Below are 13,573 nucleotides of genomic sequence, written 5' to 3' on the forward strand. Positions count from 1 at the left end.
CGCGATCACTGATCGCCTACGACCACTGACCCTTGGAATAGGTCATCTAGGCACATCGCCAGGTGCAGGTCCGTCGGATCCACGTCCTCCGATTCGGCCACGATGGTGTGCAGTTCGACGAGATTGCCGATGGCCAAGCGGTCGGGCTCGAGCGGGAGGTCGTCGACCGGGATGAGCAGGTGGACCATCGTGCCGTCGGCCCGGAGCCAAGCGAGGAACAGCCGGCGACAGGACGGCGGACCGTCGAGGTGGAGCAGGTTGCGCCACCGCTCGGTGAGCTCGGCTTCGCTGGTCACCGGGATGTCGGGGTGCGGTCGGGTTTGCATGGCGGAGGACTCTGCCGCGCACAGGTCTCTCGCCGCTGGCGTTGTCCACAGGCGGGCGAATGGTGCCGTTAACTGGTCGCATGGACGACGTCGTTGCCGCCTTGCGCGGCCTGCCCGTACCGCTGGCCGAGGCCGCAGCCGATGTGCCGGCGGCGCCCGGGCTGTACGCCTGGTGGGGGCGGTTCGGAGCGCTGCCCGGGATTTCCGGGCCGCGGCACGAGACGGCCGATCTGCAGCTGCTGTACGTGGGGACAGCTCCGAACGGGGCGACGTCGCAGGCGACGTTGCGCAGCCGGGTGGTGGGGGACCACATCCGCGGGACGACCGGCTCGTCAACGCTGCGCCGGTCGCTGGCCGCGTTGCTCAGCGAGCAGCAGGGCTGGCGGAGCCGGTGGACGACCCGACCGGTGCTGGTCAACGCCGACGAGCTGCGGCTGTCGGAGTGGATGGCGGAGCGGCTGCAGCTGACCTGGGCGGAGCACCCCGAGCCGTGGACGGTCGAGGCTCAGCTGATCGCCGACCTGGAGCCACCGCTCAACCAGGCCGACAACCGGGATCACCCGCTGCACCCGTTCGTCCGGGAGGCCCGGACGCGCTGGCGCGAGGCGGCGAGATCCGGCGGGTGACCCGGACGCCGTTGTGCGCTCGATGTCGGTTCGACCGGGGTGGACCGACACCGAGCGCACAACGGCGCACGGCTCAGGGACGGCGAAGGGCGGCGGCGCCGGCGAGGGCGAGCTGGGCACCGACCAGGGCGAGGCCCAGCCACATCAGCGACGGCGACGTCCCGCCGTGGTGCGCGTGCACCGGTGAACCGCCCATCAGCTGCGCGTGCAACGCCAGCATCCCGGCGTCCACGAGCGCGGTGAACCGCCACACCGACCCGGTGGGCCACCGCCACAGGTGCCACGCGCACGGCAGGCAGGCCGCCGCCATCAGCACCATCACCACCGACCCGAGCGAGCCGTCGACCAGCAGCAGGTGCACCGCCGCCGACGCCACCGCCAGCCCGGCGGCCACCCGGCCGAGGGCCAGCGCCCTCGGCCGGGCCACCAGGACGGCGGAGCTCACGAACAGTGCCCCTCGCCCGTCGCGCAGTGCGAGGACGTGGACTTCGGGACACCGAGCGCCGGGTTCTTGTCGAAGAAGCCGACCGGCTTGAGCGTGAAGCCGCTGTAGTCGGTGGGCATGACCGGCCAGTCCTCGGGGCGCGGGAAGTGGGTGAGCCCGAAGGTGTGCCACAGCACGACGTCGGTGTCCTCCAGGGGAGCGTCGTCGGCGACGAAGGCGGGCAGGCCGCCGTCCCCGGGGTGCTGGTTGACGAAGTCGCCGGCCGGATACCGCTCGGCCGGGTCATAGGCGGTGACCCACAGGCTCTTGGTCGAGAACGCGGCGCGGGAGGCCACCGACGACGACTCGTCGGCGAGCAGCACCGGCGAGGCCTCCGGGTGCAGCGCGTACCCGACCGGCTGGCCCAGCCGGTTGCGCACCGAGGGGTTGACGATGTGCCAGGTCCGCCCGACGGTGGCGTCGGTGAGCCGGGCGGCGTCCAACTCGTGAGTCAGCGGGGTCAGCTTGCGGGTGAAGGCGTTGCCGTACGGGTTGGTCTCGCTGATCGGCACCCGGACGGCGTCCACCTCGTGCACCGTGTTGTCGACCCCGTCCACCGCCATGTCCAGCCGCGCGGAGAACAGGTGCTGGTGGAACGGCGCCCCCAGGCCCGGGGCGATCTCGGTGGCGTACGGGTGCTCGTCGCCGCGGTAGGCGGAGGTGAAGACGATCCCGGTGGCCTTGGACTCCAGCTGGATGGTGCCGTCGGTGTAGAGGTACCAGTAGAAGCCGTAGTCGTAGTTGCCGATCGTGGTGAAGAAGCTGATCACCAGCCGCCGCGACCGCCGGGTCTCCAGCATCCCGTTGAAGATGTCGCTGTGCTTCCAGGCGACGCCGTAGTCCTCCTCGTGGAGGCAGACGGCGTTCTTGATGGTGCGCGGGTTGCCGTCCTCGTCGGCGAGCACACCGTCGAAGTAGTGGATCTCGCCGAGGCAGTCGCAGCCGAGCTCGAGGGAGTTGGTGTAGCGGGCGAAGAGGTACTCGCCGGTGTCGAAGTAGTTCTGCCAGAACCGCACCGGTGAGGGGTCGGCGTAGGGCACGACCATCTCGCTGATCGAGGCGCGGTGGACGACCGAGCGGCCGTCGATGGAGACCTGGTTGAGCGTCAGCCCCTCGCGGGCGTCGAAGCCGACCCGCACCTCCCAGCCGGCCCAGCGGATGACGTCGTCGTCCACGGTGAAGCTGCGGCCCTCGGGCTGGGCGATCTCGATCGGCTTGAGGTCCCGGACGACGTCCGGAGTGAGCTCGGCGCGCTCGGCCGGGACGGGCAGGTCGAAGTGGTCCTGGACGTCGAGGGCCACGCCGCGGGTAACGTCGACGAACGCGACGACGCCGTCCACCGGGTGCGCCCAGGGGAGGTCCTCGGGGTCGGCCTGGTGGAAGCCGAGCACCCGGACGACGCGGTGCCCGTGCTCGTCGGGGAAGTAGGAGCCGGCCGACAGCGGCACCGACCGGACGTCCGCGACGTCCAGCCCGCGCTTGCTCATCGCCGCGACCCAGCGCTCGTCGGCGGCGAGGATCGGCTCGATCGCCTCGAACTCGGCGTCCAGGATCGGCACCTGGCCGTCGACCAGGGCGTCGATCGGCTTGTTCTCGACGACCGCGCCGGCGGTGATCGACACGGTGAGGTCGGCGCCGTTGCCGGTGGCGCGGTCGAGCAACAGCACGCGCGCCTTGCGCTCGATCGGGTCGCCGGGCGACCAGGCCAGGACGACGGACTTGTGCGGCTCGTCCAGGCCGACGTAGACGAACTTCGTCTGCTCACCGACCAGGCCGGCCTCGGCGACGATCGACCGGATCGCGGTGAACTCCTCGGCGCTCAGCCGGGACAGCGGGTGCGTGGCGGTGGTGACGGGAGCGGTCATGGTCATGGGTCAGGCCTCCAGGTTCGAGTCGGTCAGAGCAGCGGCTTCCGGGCGGGCCCGGGCGAGGACGGGGCCGGCGAGCAGGGTGGCGAGCAGCAGGACTCCGGCGGCGACGCCGAGGGTGGTCGACTCGCCCATCAGCAGGGGCAGGTTCTGCACCAGGACGACGAGGACGGCGGCCAGCCCGAGGAACCCGAGGCCGGGTGCGATCAGCGTCTGCCAGGGGCGGGTGTCGACCTTCGTGCGGCGGAAGAAGACGAGCACCGCCGCGCAGGTGAGCAGCATCAGGGCCACGATCCCCACGGTGGCGATCCCGGGAATCGGGAGGTACCCGACTGTATCGGGCCTGCGGGTCACATAGGTTCCGGAAACGGGGGCAAGCAGCACTGCACCCTTCTCAAAGGGCGGTGTCCCGACACTCCCGCTCATTGCCCTCAATGAACCCAACTTCGGTGTGCCTGACGTACCCTTCATCGGTCGACCAGCTAAGGAGTGTCGTGGCCAATCTGCGTGTCTTTATCTCAAGCACGGCCTTCGACTTGTCCGTCTTGCGATCGTCGCTGCGCACTTTCGTAGGCGGCTTGGGTTACGACCCGGTTCTCAGTGACTACTCGGACGTCCTCTATGACCCCAGGGAACACGCTCATAAAAGTTGCCTCGCTGAGGTTCGGACCTGCGACATGGTCATCCTGGTGATTGGTTCCCGCTTTGGAAGCGATCTTGATCCATCGGTTATGACTGATTCATTGCAGGACCTAGATGTTGATCGCCTTCTAGACGGCGATGATGGAGCTCGTCTTTCAATAACGCAAGCCGAGGCGCTGACTGCCGCGTCGGAGGGGATCCCCCTGTTTGCGTTCGTTGATGCCGGCGTTTATCACGACTATGCCGTGTACCAGCGGAACAAGGGTCAGTCATTCGCTAAGCAGATCGTGTACCCGTCAATCTCGCAGGAGGGTACGGCTGAACCGATCTTCAATTTTATCGATTACCTGCAGGGCCGGTCCTTCAATAATGCCGTCATTGGGTTTGAGCGCATTGAAGAGATCGTCGAACACTTGCGAAAGCAGTGGGCTGGGCTCTTTCAACGAATGCTCGCTGAGGCACGCACGCGTAACGATGACACTTTTCGTATCGACAGATTGGCTGATCAGTTTGAGGACTTGAAGACCGCTCTGCTAACAACGGTGGGGGACGCCAGTAGTCGGGCAGTGGCCAAGGCGGTGATCCGGTATCGGCGACTTTTCGACTTTTTGCGGTCGCTACCGAACGCCGGTCGTCCCATGCGTGGCGCGGTTATCGCTGGGAACTCTCCCTTCTGGGACCTGTTAAGAGAGACCGCGGGGGTCATTGGCGTCACCGAGGAGGAAGGGGAGAGTCGGCAAACAAATATGTGGAGCTGTCGACTCCAGTTAGAGGATGGTCAGGAGCTCTTGTCCAGATTCAGTCCGTCGATGCTAGGGCGACTAGAGTCAGACTGGCAAAATTTTCTTGCTCTTTCGTCGGCTGATCGTGAAGTCGTATATGACGCCCTGTTGGACACTGAGGACCGCATCGGCCCGTCGCTCGTTCGTCGAGCGGTCAAGAGAAGCATCGGAGCATCGACCGATGCTAACTCAGCTCCTTCGGCATCTACGGTTGGCGATCAGGCCGAGGTGGCAAATGTTACAGCCCCTCCGGGCTGAAGTGTCCTGCCTTCTTCTCTTCTCGTGAACGTTGCTACTTCGCTTGAGCATCATGTTGGAGAAATTCGGAGACCGAATGGCTGTTGCGGTGGAAGCAGCGGCTGGGGCCGGTGGCTCGCCGCCCGGGTCGGTGCCGTGCCCTTCACCGCCCAGTAGGTGCTGCGTCGTCGCCCGCTGGCTGCACCGTCTGTCCCACACCGACCGGGTCGCCGGTGAATCCGTCCGCTGCAACGAACACGACCGGCGCGGGGCGCTGCTGCACGTGGAAGCGAGAAGCTGGGCAACGGCTGGCCCAGTCGCTGGGACTGGTCGAGCTGGACCTCTTTCACGCTGGCCGCTGGCGTTAACCGGCACCGCCCACCCATCACCCGCTGGACCAACCTCTCCCGGTGATTACAGCTAGATCAATGTGCCCGTGAGGCGCAGGACAGCAACGACCGTGTCGGCGCAATCGTCGAGCATCGACGGAAACCGTGGCTTCGCGGACAAATTGCCACGGGGCGTCGTCTGCGCGAGCAAGACCTCGCCGGTCTCTTCGAGGACGGCGTGGACCTTATGTTCCAGGTACTTGATGTCGTCGCTGCTGAACTGCTGCTGACCACCGCTCCGCACCAGAAGTGCTCGCCGCCACTCGGGCTTGGACTGGCGATGGCTACTGAGGCGACCCAGGAAGTCCTCGCTGAGTCCCACGTAGGCCCACGGGCGAACGATCAGAGTGGTCGTCAGAGTTCGCTCGTTACCCGTCCGGGCTGACGACTGCTGCAGGTCGGTGCCGGTCAGGACGTAGATGCCCGGAACGCCGGCCCAGTCGCTTCCCGGGTCCACGTGTCGTGGCGTCTGCTCCATGGCCAGTGCCGGGTGCGGACAGCTGATCCGCGCGCGACCTTGACCGTCGAGCTCGATGTCGAGCTGGGCGACCGCTCGCGGCCGCGGGGCAGGCGCGATGCGCACCTCAGGAGCCTCGTGCGCGCGCAGGGTCGTCGGCGTCGAGGTGGGTCGCTGGGAAGCGCCATTCGGAGTCAACGGTTCCAGCGCCGTCAGGAAACCACGGAACTCGGCCTCCACGGCGGTCGGGCGGAAGACCGTCGACAACGAGCCCATGGTGTTGGCAGCCGCTTCGCTGATGTCGTCTCGCTGAAAGCGCCCCAGCCACTCCACCGCCCGCCGATGGGGACCGGAGAGCGGTGCATCGGGAATGTGTTGGTAGGGCCCGGTGACGCGCGCGACGAGGTAGTCCCGGTTGGTGGCGGTCAGTCGAGGGACGATCACGATGTCCCCGACCGAAATCCGATAGCCGAACGAGATCAGCTGAGTCGCGTGGCTGCGGTTCACCGGGGACGTCACTCGGGCTTTGATCTTCTCCTCGTCGGTGCGCGCCAGATCATCGGGCGCGAAGTCGACGAAGTTGATCGCGACGTAGGAGTTGTCGATGAACTCCTGAGCGAACCGCGCCTTGAGTCCGGCTCGCACGACCCACATCTCGTCACTCATCGAAGTCTCCCGCTTGGTGGGTGCTCAAGCCGCGTTGTCCGCGTGTTTGCGGCGCGCCGCCCGATATGTCTCAGGCATCACGACCTGCCATGCGGCCTGCGCCAGCTGAGGATCTTCCAGCAGCCGTTTGAGCAACTGCATGGATGCCTCTTGCCGGTCGTAGAGGGCCCCGACCATCTGGTCGTGCTTGAGCGTCAAACCGAACTGTTCCTCGGTGTTGTCGGCTGCGCGCTGCTGCACCGCGGGGTCGTCCGAGAGAGCGCTCGGCAGTCCGATGTAGATCTCCAGCGCGTCCTGTTCGGAGATGTCGATGTCGAACAGGCTGTTGAACTGCTGGATGAGCTCTGACAAGCGGATCTTCAGCGCCTCCTCCACAGAGCTACCGCGCCCGCCGCCGGTGAAGCCCGCGATCTCGCCGTCGTCCTGGCCCGCGACGTTGCTCCCAGAGCTCACCGTGCCGCTCTGGTGGCCCAGGAACTCCAGCGCAGTGTCACCCAGGTCGATCTCCCCACCAGCGGGCCCGGGTGCCTTGATCTTCGCCAGTAGCAGCTTGGCGTAGAGGTACAGCGACTCAAGCTCCGGATCGGTGAACGGCACGACCTGGCCGAGGAAGGCGTACGCCCGGACGAATGCCTTGAGTGCGTCGCGGAGGTCGGTGAGCTCGTGCTCGGGCAGGTCGTGCGCCCGGACGACGGCCGGGTCGACGTTCGCCGACACCACGGCGTGCGTCGCAGAGCTGCCCGAAAGCAGGGCCGCCACGGCCGCCTGCTGCTCGTCGGGGTGGATGACGTTGTGGGACTCGATCCGGGTGAGCAGGTTGTAGAGCAGGTTCGGGTCGGTCTCCTCGGTCCACGTGGTCTCGAAGAACGGCGCGAACTCCTCCTTCATCTCCTCCGCGGTGTTCACGAAGTCCAGGACGAAGGTGTCCTCCTTGCCCGGCGCGGTCCGGTTGAGGCGGGACAGCGTCTGTACCGCCTTGACCCCGGCCAGCCGCTTGTCCACGTACATCGTGTGGAGCAGCGGCTCGTCGAACCCGGTCTGGTACTTCTCCGCGACGATCAGCAGCTGCCCTTCGTCGTGAAAACGCTGCTTGGTCTGCGACTCCGGGAAGCCGTTGAGGCTGGACTCGGTCATCGGCGTCTCTGTGGTGCCGTCCGGGTCGGTCAGCGACCCGGAGAACGCAACGACGGCGTGGACGTCGGAGATCGCGTTCTTGTCCAGGTAGGCGCGGATGGCCTGCACGTAGCGGACGGCGTGCAGGCGGCTGCGGGTGACCACCATGGCCTTGCTGCGCCCGCCGATCTTGCCGGCGGTGACGGCCTGAAAGTGCTTGACGATGATCTCGGCGCGCTGCTCCAAGTTGGAGGGGTGCAGGTCGACGAACCGCGCCAGTGCGACAGCCGCCTTTCCCTTCTCAACTTCGGGGTCGTCGCTGGTCAGCCCGTTGGCCAACCGGTAGTACCGCTTGTAGGTGAGGTAGTGCGCGAGGACGTCGAGGATGAAGCCCTCGTCGATCGCCTGCCGCATCGAGTACAGGTGGAACGCTTGGTGCTGGGTGGGGTCGTCGCTGCGTCGCTGACCGAACAGCTGCAGCGTCTTGGTCTTCGGTGTCGCGGTGAAGGCGAAGAACGACAGATTGCCCTGCTTCCCGCGCGCCCGGGCCGAGGCCAGGACGGCGTCGACCTCGGCGGCGAGTGCGTCCTGCCCGTCGACCTCCTCGTCCTCGGGGTCCAAGGCCGCGCCGAGCACCTTCTTGACGCTCTGCGCGGCGTCGCCGGACTGTGAGGAGTGCGCCTCGTCCACGATGACGGCGACCCGCTTGTCCTCGAGCTGGGTCGAGGCGATCACCGGGAACTTCTGCAGCGTGGTGATCACAATCTTGGTCTGCGTGTCGGTGAGCGCATCCCGCAGCTGCTCGGAGTTGCCGTCGATCCGCTTGAGCAGGCCCGGGACGTGCTCCAGCCCGGCGATCGTGGCTTGCAGCTGCTGATCCAGGATCTTGCGGTCAGTGATGACGACGACCTTGTCGAAGACCAGGGTGTCGACGCCGATGGCAGCGCCGGGGGCCAGCTCGGCCGGGTCGCCGGGGGTGTGCAGGTCGGCGAGGCGGTGGGCCAGCCAGGCGATGGAGTTGGACTTGCCCGACCCGGCGGAGTGCTGCAGCAGGTAGGAGTGCCCGGCGCCGTGGGTGGCGGCGTGTCGGGTGAGCTGCTGGACGACGTGCCACTGGTGGTACCGGGGGAAGAGCACGCTGCGGGTCTTGGTGCTCGAGTTCTCCTGGACGAACCGGTGCAGCACGTCCAGCCAGGTGTCGCGGGCCCAGACCTGCTCCCACAGGTAAGCGGTGCGATGCCCGTTCGGGTTGACCGGGTTGCCGGTGCTCCCGTTGCGGCCGGCACCTCCCGAGCCCTGGTTGAACGGGAGGAAGATCGTCTTTGCGCCGTCCAGCCGGGTGGTGAGGAACACCAGGTCGGGGTCGACGGCGAAGTGCGCGAGCGCCCGTTTGGCGAAAATGCGGTCCTTGGGGTTGCGCTGGGCTGGGTCCCGGTACTGGGCCTTCGCGTGCTCGACGGTCTGCCCAGTGAAGTGGTTCTTCAGCTCCGCAGTAGCGACCGGAATGCCGTTGACCGCCAGCATCAGGTCCAGGCTCTGGTGCGGTGACGACTCGCTGTGGTGCAGCTGCCGGTAGACCAGCGTCCGGTTCGCCGCGTACTTCACGGCCAGGTCGGGGGTGAGCCCGGTGGTCGGGCGGAAGAAGGCCAATCGCAGGTGGACGCCGTTCATCCGTACCCCGCGGCGCAGCACGTGGACGACGCCCATGGCATCGCACTCGCTCGCGATGCGCTGCAGCACCTTGGTTTGGGTGGTGGCGCCGAGCTGAGTGGTGAGCTTGGCGAGCTCTGTGGGCTGAGTGTCGTTGAGGAAGTCGAGCAGCTGGACCGGGTCGAGCCCAAGGGTGACGTTGAAGTCGTTGGGGGAGCCGTGCAGCCAGCCGCAGGTCAGAAGATGCGCCTCGATCGTGGCCTCGAAGGCGGCCTCGTTAGTGCCAGCCATCAACCCACGCTCCGAGCTGTGCTGACGTCGAACTGTCCGGTGACGGCAGCTGTGATCAACGCCTGCTTCCGCTCCTCGATGAGATCCGAGCGTCGAGCCAGGTGGGCTAGCGCTTCCTGGGTGGCCAGACCTTGGGCATCAAGCTCCTCGGCTATGGCTGCTTGCTTTTCCTGGGAGGGCAGGCCGACGGTAAGTCCCAGGTAGCGATTGCTATCGAGGTTTTGAATCCCGGTTGTCTGAGTTACGAATGGACCGTTTTGTCGCGTCTGGTACAGGGCGGCCATAACTAAAGCGGCAAAACGTGCATGGACGCTTCGCCTGGGGCGCAATACGGCGACAAAATTCGAACATACGGCTGGCTCGTCCGAGTCGTACGACACGGCGCATCCCACCGGCTTGTCGGCGGTCCCGCCGGACTTTTCTAATAAAACGTCCCCCCGGCGAAGCAGCCTGGGAGCTCGCTGAGTAGACGGCACACTTCTAACGGTCGGCGCGAGGTTGGCGACAAATCTGCCTCGATCAAAGTCGGCGACTCTAACGCATGAAATATCGTCCGGGCCGCCGCTTGGCTCGCCGCCCCAAATACCGTTGCGTTCGTAATCGAACAGGTGGCGTAAGGGGGTTTCCCGTCGCTCACCGGTGTTCCGCTCGAGTGTCAGGTGAGAAAGGCTCGTTCGGAAGCGTTCGAGCGAGAGGGAGCGTTGAGACCGGGTCTTCTGTTGCGTGTGATCCAGACGCGCGACCTGGTCGTCGAGAAAGTCGGCGATCCGCCGCTGCTCGTCCAGAGGGGGCGCGGGGATCTCCAACGCCTTCAAGTCTGGCATATAGATCGTCAGGTGCGTCGACCCATAGGCGATGCGCATAAGCTCTGGGCGCATGGCAGCAATGGAGAATAAGAGGTAGCGAGGCAGAAGCTCGGGCCCGGCAGTCCATGTCACGAACGCCTGCGTCGTAGCCATTGGCTTATCGGTGATTGTCAGCAGTCCGACAGAGGCGGTCCGACAAAACATCACGGTCTCGGCCGGATGGACGACGGCAGACGAGTTGGCTACGCCAAGATGACTCACGTGCTGAGCTGTTTCAGTGAGCGGCTCGAACTCTGATGGTCGCGCACTTAAGTCGGCCGCCGTAACCCACGGGATCGTGCAGTTCTCCCAGTATTCCGGTTTGGTTCGGTCAGGTGTGTGTCCGGTGCCCATCGCAGCTACACCGCGAAGCGGAACCATCGGCCAGTCCGCGCGAACGCCTTGGTACCAGTCGGAGAGGGGGTTCATCGCTTCAGTCCAGCCAGGAGCTGCTGGATCTGGACCTCAGTCGCATCCAGCTCAGCGTCAATCTCGGCCAGCGCTCGCGGCGACACGTGCTTGTAGAAGAATCGGGTGAATGGGATCTCGTAACCGACCTTAGTTCTCGAGTGGTCGACCCAGGCGTCGGGCACGTGCGGCAGCACATTTCGCGCGACGTAGGTATCGACTTCCTCCGCGAGCGGCACGTTCTCGTTGTCCCGCAGGTCCGGGTCAGGCAGCGGCGAGCCCGTCTTGTCCAGCACGAGTGGCGCTTCCGGATCGGTCACCGCGGCGGCTACCAGCACCGCCTTCTTCAGCGCCGGGGTCAGTCCGATCTGCCCTCGAGCGGTGCACGCGTTGAGCAGCCGCTTGATGAAGGCCCGTTCGTCGTCCTCGATTACGCCGTCAAGGTCACGCAGTGCGCCGAGCACTGCCTCGCGGCACTTGCGCGCGTCGTCGCCCCCACTGAGAAGGGCGACCACCGGCTTGGCGAGCGCGACCTGCTCGGCCGTCTCCCCTGAGACGCAGAAGCGGCGGCGCAGCGGCCGTTCGACGGTGATCCGGCGGAAACCAAAGGTGTCGTTTTCGAACACCTTGACACGCTCGTCAGTCGCCCCGTGTGCGCCGTCGGCGTAGAGCCGGGCGACCTCGGCGATGTGCTCGTCGTCGAGAAACTTGCGCTTGTCGCCCAACGACTTGCGCATCTTCGACCACTCGTTCCGGGCGTCGACCAAGGCGACTTTGCCCTGGCGTTCGGGGCGCTTGCGGTTGGTCACGATCCACACATACGTGCTGATACCGGTGTTGTAGAACAGCTGGTCGGGCAGGGCGACGATGCCTTCGAGCCAGTCGTTCTCGATGATCCAGCGGCGTATGTTGCTCTCCCCGGACTCGGCCCCTCCGGCGAAGAGGGGGCTGCCGGAGAACACGATGGCGACCCGGGCGCCGCCGTCCTCGGGAGTTTTCATCCGGGCGATCATCTGCTGCAGGAAGAGCAGGCTGCCGTCGGAGACCCGGGGCAGTCCGGCGGAGAAGCGGCCGCCAGGCTGCGCTGCCTCGGCGCGAATCGCGGCGGCCGACTTGTTCCAGTCGACGCCGAACGGCGGGTTGGCGAGCAGGTAGTCGAAGCGCTTGTCGGCGTGGCCGTCAGCAGTGAGCGTGTTGCCCAGGACGATGCGGTCGGGGTCCTGGCCCTGGATCAGCAGGTCGGACTGGGCGATGGCCCACGTCTCGGGGTTGAGCTCCTGACCGAACATCTCCAGCCGAGCGGCGGGGTTGCGGCGGGTGAGCCACTGGTCGGCGATGTTGAGCATGCCGCCGGTGCCGCAGGCCGGGTCGTAGATGGAACGGACCGGGGCCTTGCCGGTGAGCACGTCGCCGTCCTCGGCCAGCAGCAGGTCGACGATGAGGCGGATGACCTCGCGCGGGGTGAAGTGCTCGCCCGCGGTCTCGTTGGAGAGCTCGGAGAACCGGCGCAGCAGCTCCTCGAAGACGTAGCCCATCGCGTGGTTCGGCACGACCGACGGGTGCAGGTCGAGGTCGGCGAACTTACCCAGCACCTGGTAGAGCAGGCCGGCCTCGTCGAGCCGGTTGATCTGCTCGTCGAATCGGTACTTCTCCAGTACGGTGGCCGCGCCGTGGGAGAAGGCGCCGATGTAGGCGCGCAGCGAGTCGGCCAGGGCGTTGGGCGAGTCCAGCAGGGTGGCGAAGCTCAGCTTGCTGGTGTTGTAGAACGGCAGGCCGCCGGTTGCCTGCTTGAGCAGCAGGTCCGGGGTGTCGGTGACTCCGGCCAGCTGCTCGGCCCGCTTGAGTACTGCCTCCTTGGTGTCGGCCAGGACGGCGTCCATCCGGCGCAGCACCAGGAGCGGCAGGATCACGCCGCGGTACTCCGCCGGCTTGTAGTCGCCGCGCAACAGGTCAGCGACCTGCCAGACGAACTGGACCTTGCCCTCGAACCCCTGTGTCTGGTCGGACGTAGCGCTGGTCATGGATTCTCTGTGCTCCTTGCTCTGCGTCACCGTGCGGCGACACCGCCTCGGACTCTGCCGGACGTAGCCGTTCCGTCCAACAACGGGGCCCGGCGTGCCGTCTGCGGCGAATGCACCGGCAGGCGGGCCAACCCCATGCAACGCATCACGGCGGCAGAGCTCGCCGGCCTCCTGGGCATGAAGACGTTCGAGGCGCCGCTCCAGTCGACCTCAGACGATCCGCTGTTTGATGACTACGGGCGACGGCTTCTCGACCAGCTCGGTGAAGCACATCCTGAGGACGCAGGCGCGGTGCTCGAGGTGCTGGACCGTTGGCAGGCGGATGGCGGGCACCTCTCCTTCGGCCGGGGAGACGAGACGTCGTGCTTGCTGACGGTCCAAGGGCCAGATCGGCGGGATCAGGAGTCCTGGCCGCTGGCGATCTACCCGCGTGCGGGAACGGTCGAGGTCGTCTTCCAGTACATGCGTCGCCGTCCGGTGTTCGACGAGCTCGACATGCGGCGTGCCTTCCGCGAACGTCTCTCCGCCGCAGGGGTCGAGATTCCGGACGCCAAACTCAACCTCCGTCCATCGTTCTCGCTGGAGGTCCTCCGCGACGACGAGAGGCGCCTTGTCGTGATCGAGGCGCTCGCGTGGTTCGTGCAGACATTCCTGAAGGGGGATGCCGAGAGCCACCCCAATGAGGCGGTCAGCTGACAAGCGGCGCAGAAGTCGGCGAGCCGGACCCGCGGGTCCCGGGTGCGCCGCCACCTCGGAGTGACGCGGCAG

Annotated in this window: 11 protein-coding genes; 3 read left to right on the plus strand and 8 right to left on the minus strand. The window is 66.4% G+C overall.

From position 1 onward, the window contains the following. Window positions 1-5 precede the first annotated feature (5 nt). Window positions 6-326, minus strand: coding sequence for a hypothetical protein (locus G5C62_RS05920; protein ID WP_164700279.1), 321 nt, complete (start codon window positions 324-326; stop codon window positions 6-8). Between the two features lie 80 nt (window positions 327-406). Here G5C62_RS05920 and G5C62_RS05925 point away from each other — a divergent pair, with 80 nt between their 5' ends. Further along, the gene (locus G5C62_RS05925) at window positions 407-952 is read left to right on the plus strand and encodes a GIY-YIG nuclease family protein (protein ID WP_164700280.1); all 546 of its coding nucleotides are present in this window, start codon (window positions 407-409) and stop codon (window positions 950-952) included. A 73-nt stretch (window positions 953-1,025) separates the two neighbouring features. Here G5C62_RS05925 and G5C62_RS05930 read toward each other — a convergent pair whose 3' ends face one another. From G5C62_RS05930 to G5C62_RS05940, 3 genes are read right to left on the minus strand one after another with little or no spacing between them, the layout of a single operon-like run. Continuing rightward, a complete protein-coding gene (locus tag G5C62_RS05930) occupies window positions 1,026-1,397 on the minus strand; it encodes a hypothetical protein (protein WP_164700281.1) in 372 nt (123 codons plus the stop codon). Further along, window positions 1,394-3,307: a primary-amine oxidase gene (locus G5C62_RS05935; RefSeq protein WP_164700282.1), complete on the minus strand. Its 1,914-nt coding sequence runs from the start codon at window positions 3,305-3,307 to the stop codon at window positions 1,394-1,396. Before G5C62_RS05935 ends, G5C62_RS05930 begins: the two co-directional genes overlap by 4 nt. Before the next feature lie 3 nt (window positions 3,308-3,310). Next, window positions 3,311-3,595, minus strand: coding sequence for a hypothetical protein (locus tag G5C62_RS05940; RefSeq protein WP_164700283.1), 285 nt, complete (start codon window positions 3,593-3,595; stop codon window positions 3,311-3,313). A gap of 203 nt (window positions 3,596-3,798) precedes the next feature. Between G5C62_RS05940 and G5C62_RS05945 the strand changes: the two genes are divergently transcribed. After that, window positions 3,799-4,986: a DUF4062 domain-containing protein gene (locus G5C62_RS05945; RefSeq protein ID WP_164700284.1), complete on the plus strand. Its 1,188-nt coding sequence runs from the start codon at window positions 3,799-3,801 to the stop codon at window positions 4,984-4,986. 399 nt (window positions 4,987-5,385) lie between these two features. On the opposite strand, the gene G5C62_RS05950 is transcribed toward G5C62_RS05945, so the two are convergent. Genes G5C62_RS05950 through G5C62_RS05965 form a run of 4 tightly spaced genes read right to left on the minus strand, consistent with a single transcriptional unit; the run spans window position 5,386 to window position 12,835 of the window. Continuing rightward, window positions 5,386-6,477 carry a hypothetical protein gene (locus G5C62_RS05950; protein WP_164700285.1) on the minus strand — a complete coding sequence of 364 codons (1,092 nt, stop codon included), beginning with the start codon at window positions 6,475-6,477 and terminating at the stop codon, window positions 5,386-5,388. Window positions 6,478-6,501: 24 nt separating this feature from the next. Continuing rightward, the gene (locus tag G5C62_RS05955; protein ID WP_164700286.1) at window positions 6,502-9,531 is read right to left on the minus strand and encodes a type I restriction endonuclease subunit R; all 3,030 of its coding nucleotides are present in this window, start codon (window positions 9,529-9,531) and stop codon (window positions 6,502-6,504) included. Then, complete coding sequence (locus G5C62_RS05960) at window positions 9,531-10,805, minus strand: restriction endonuclease subunit S (RefSeq protein WP_164700287.1); 1,275 nt, start codon at window positions 10,803-10,805, stop codon at window positions 9,531-9,533. Before G5C62_RS05960 ends, G5C62_RS05955 begins: the two co-directional genes overlap by 1 nt. Further along, window positions 10,802-12,835: a class I SAM-dependent DNA methyltransferase gene (locus G5C62_RS05965; RefSeq protein ID WP_241175723.1), complete on the minus strand. Its 2,034-nt coding sequence runs from the start codon at window positions 12,833-12,835 to the stop codon at window positions 10,802-10,804. The genes G5C62_RS05960 and G5C62_RS05965 overlap by 4 nt, the downstream gene beginning before the upstream one ends. 105 nt (window positions 12,836-12,940) lie before the next feature. Between G5C62_RS05965 and G5C62_RS05970 the strand changes: the two genes are divergently transcribed. Next, window positions 12,941-13,501 carry a hypothetical protein gene (locus tag G5C62_RS05970; protein ID WP_164700288.1) on the plus strand — a complete coding sequence of 187 codons (561 nt, stop codon included), beginning with the start codon at window positions 12,941-12,943 and terminating at the stop codon, window positions 13,499-13,501. The last annotated feature ends 72 nt before the right edge of the window (window positions 13,502-13,573 follow it).

The organism is Modestobacter sp. KNN46-3 (assembly GCF_011039295.1).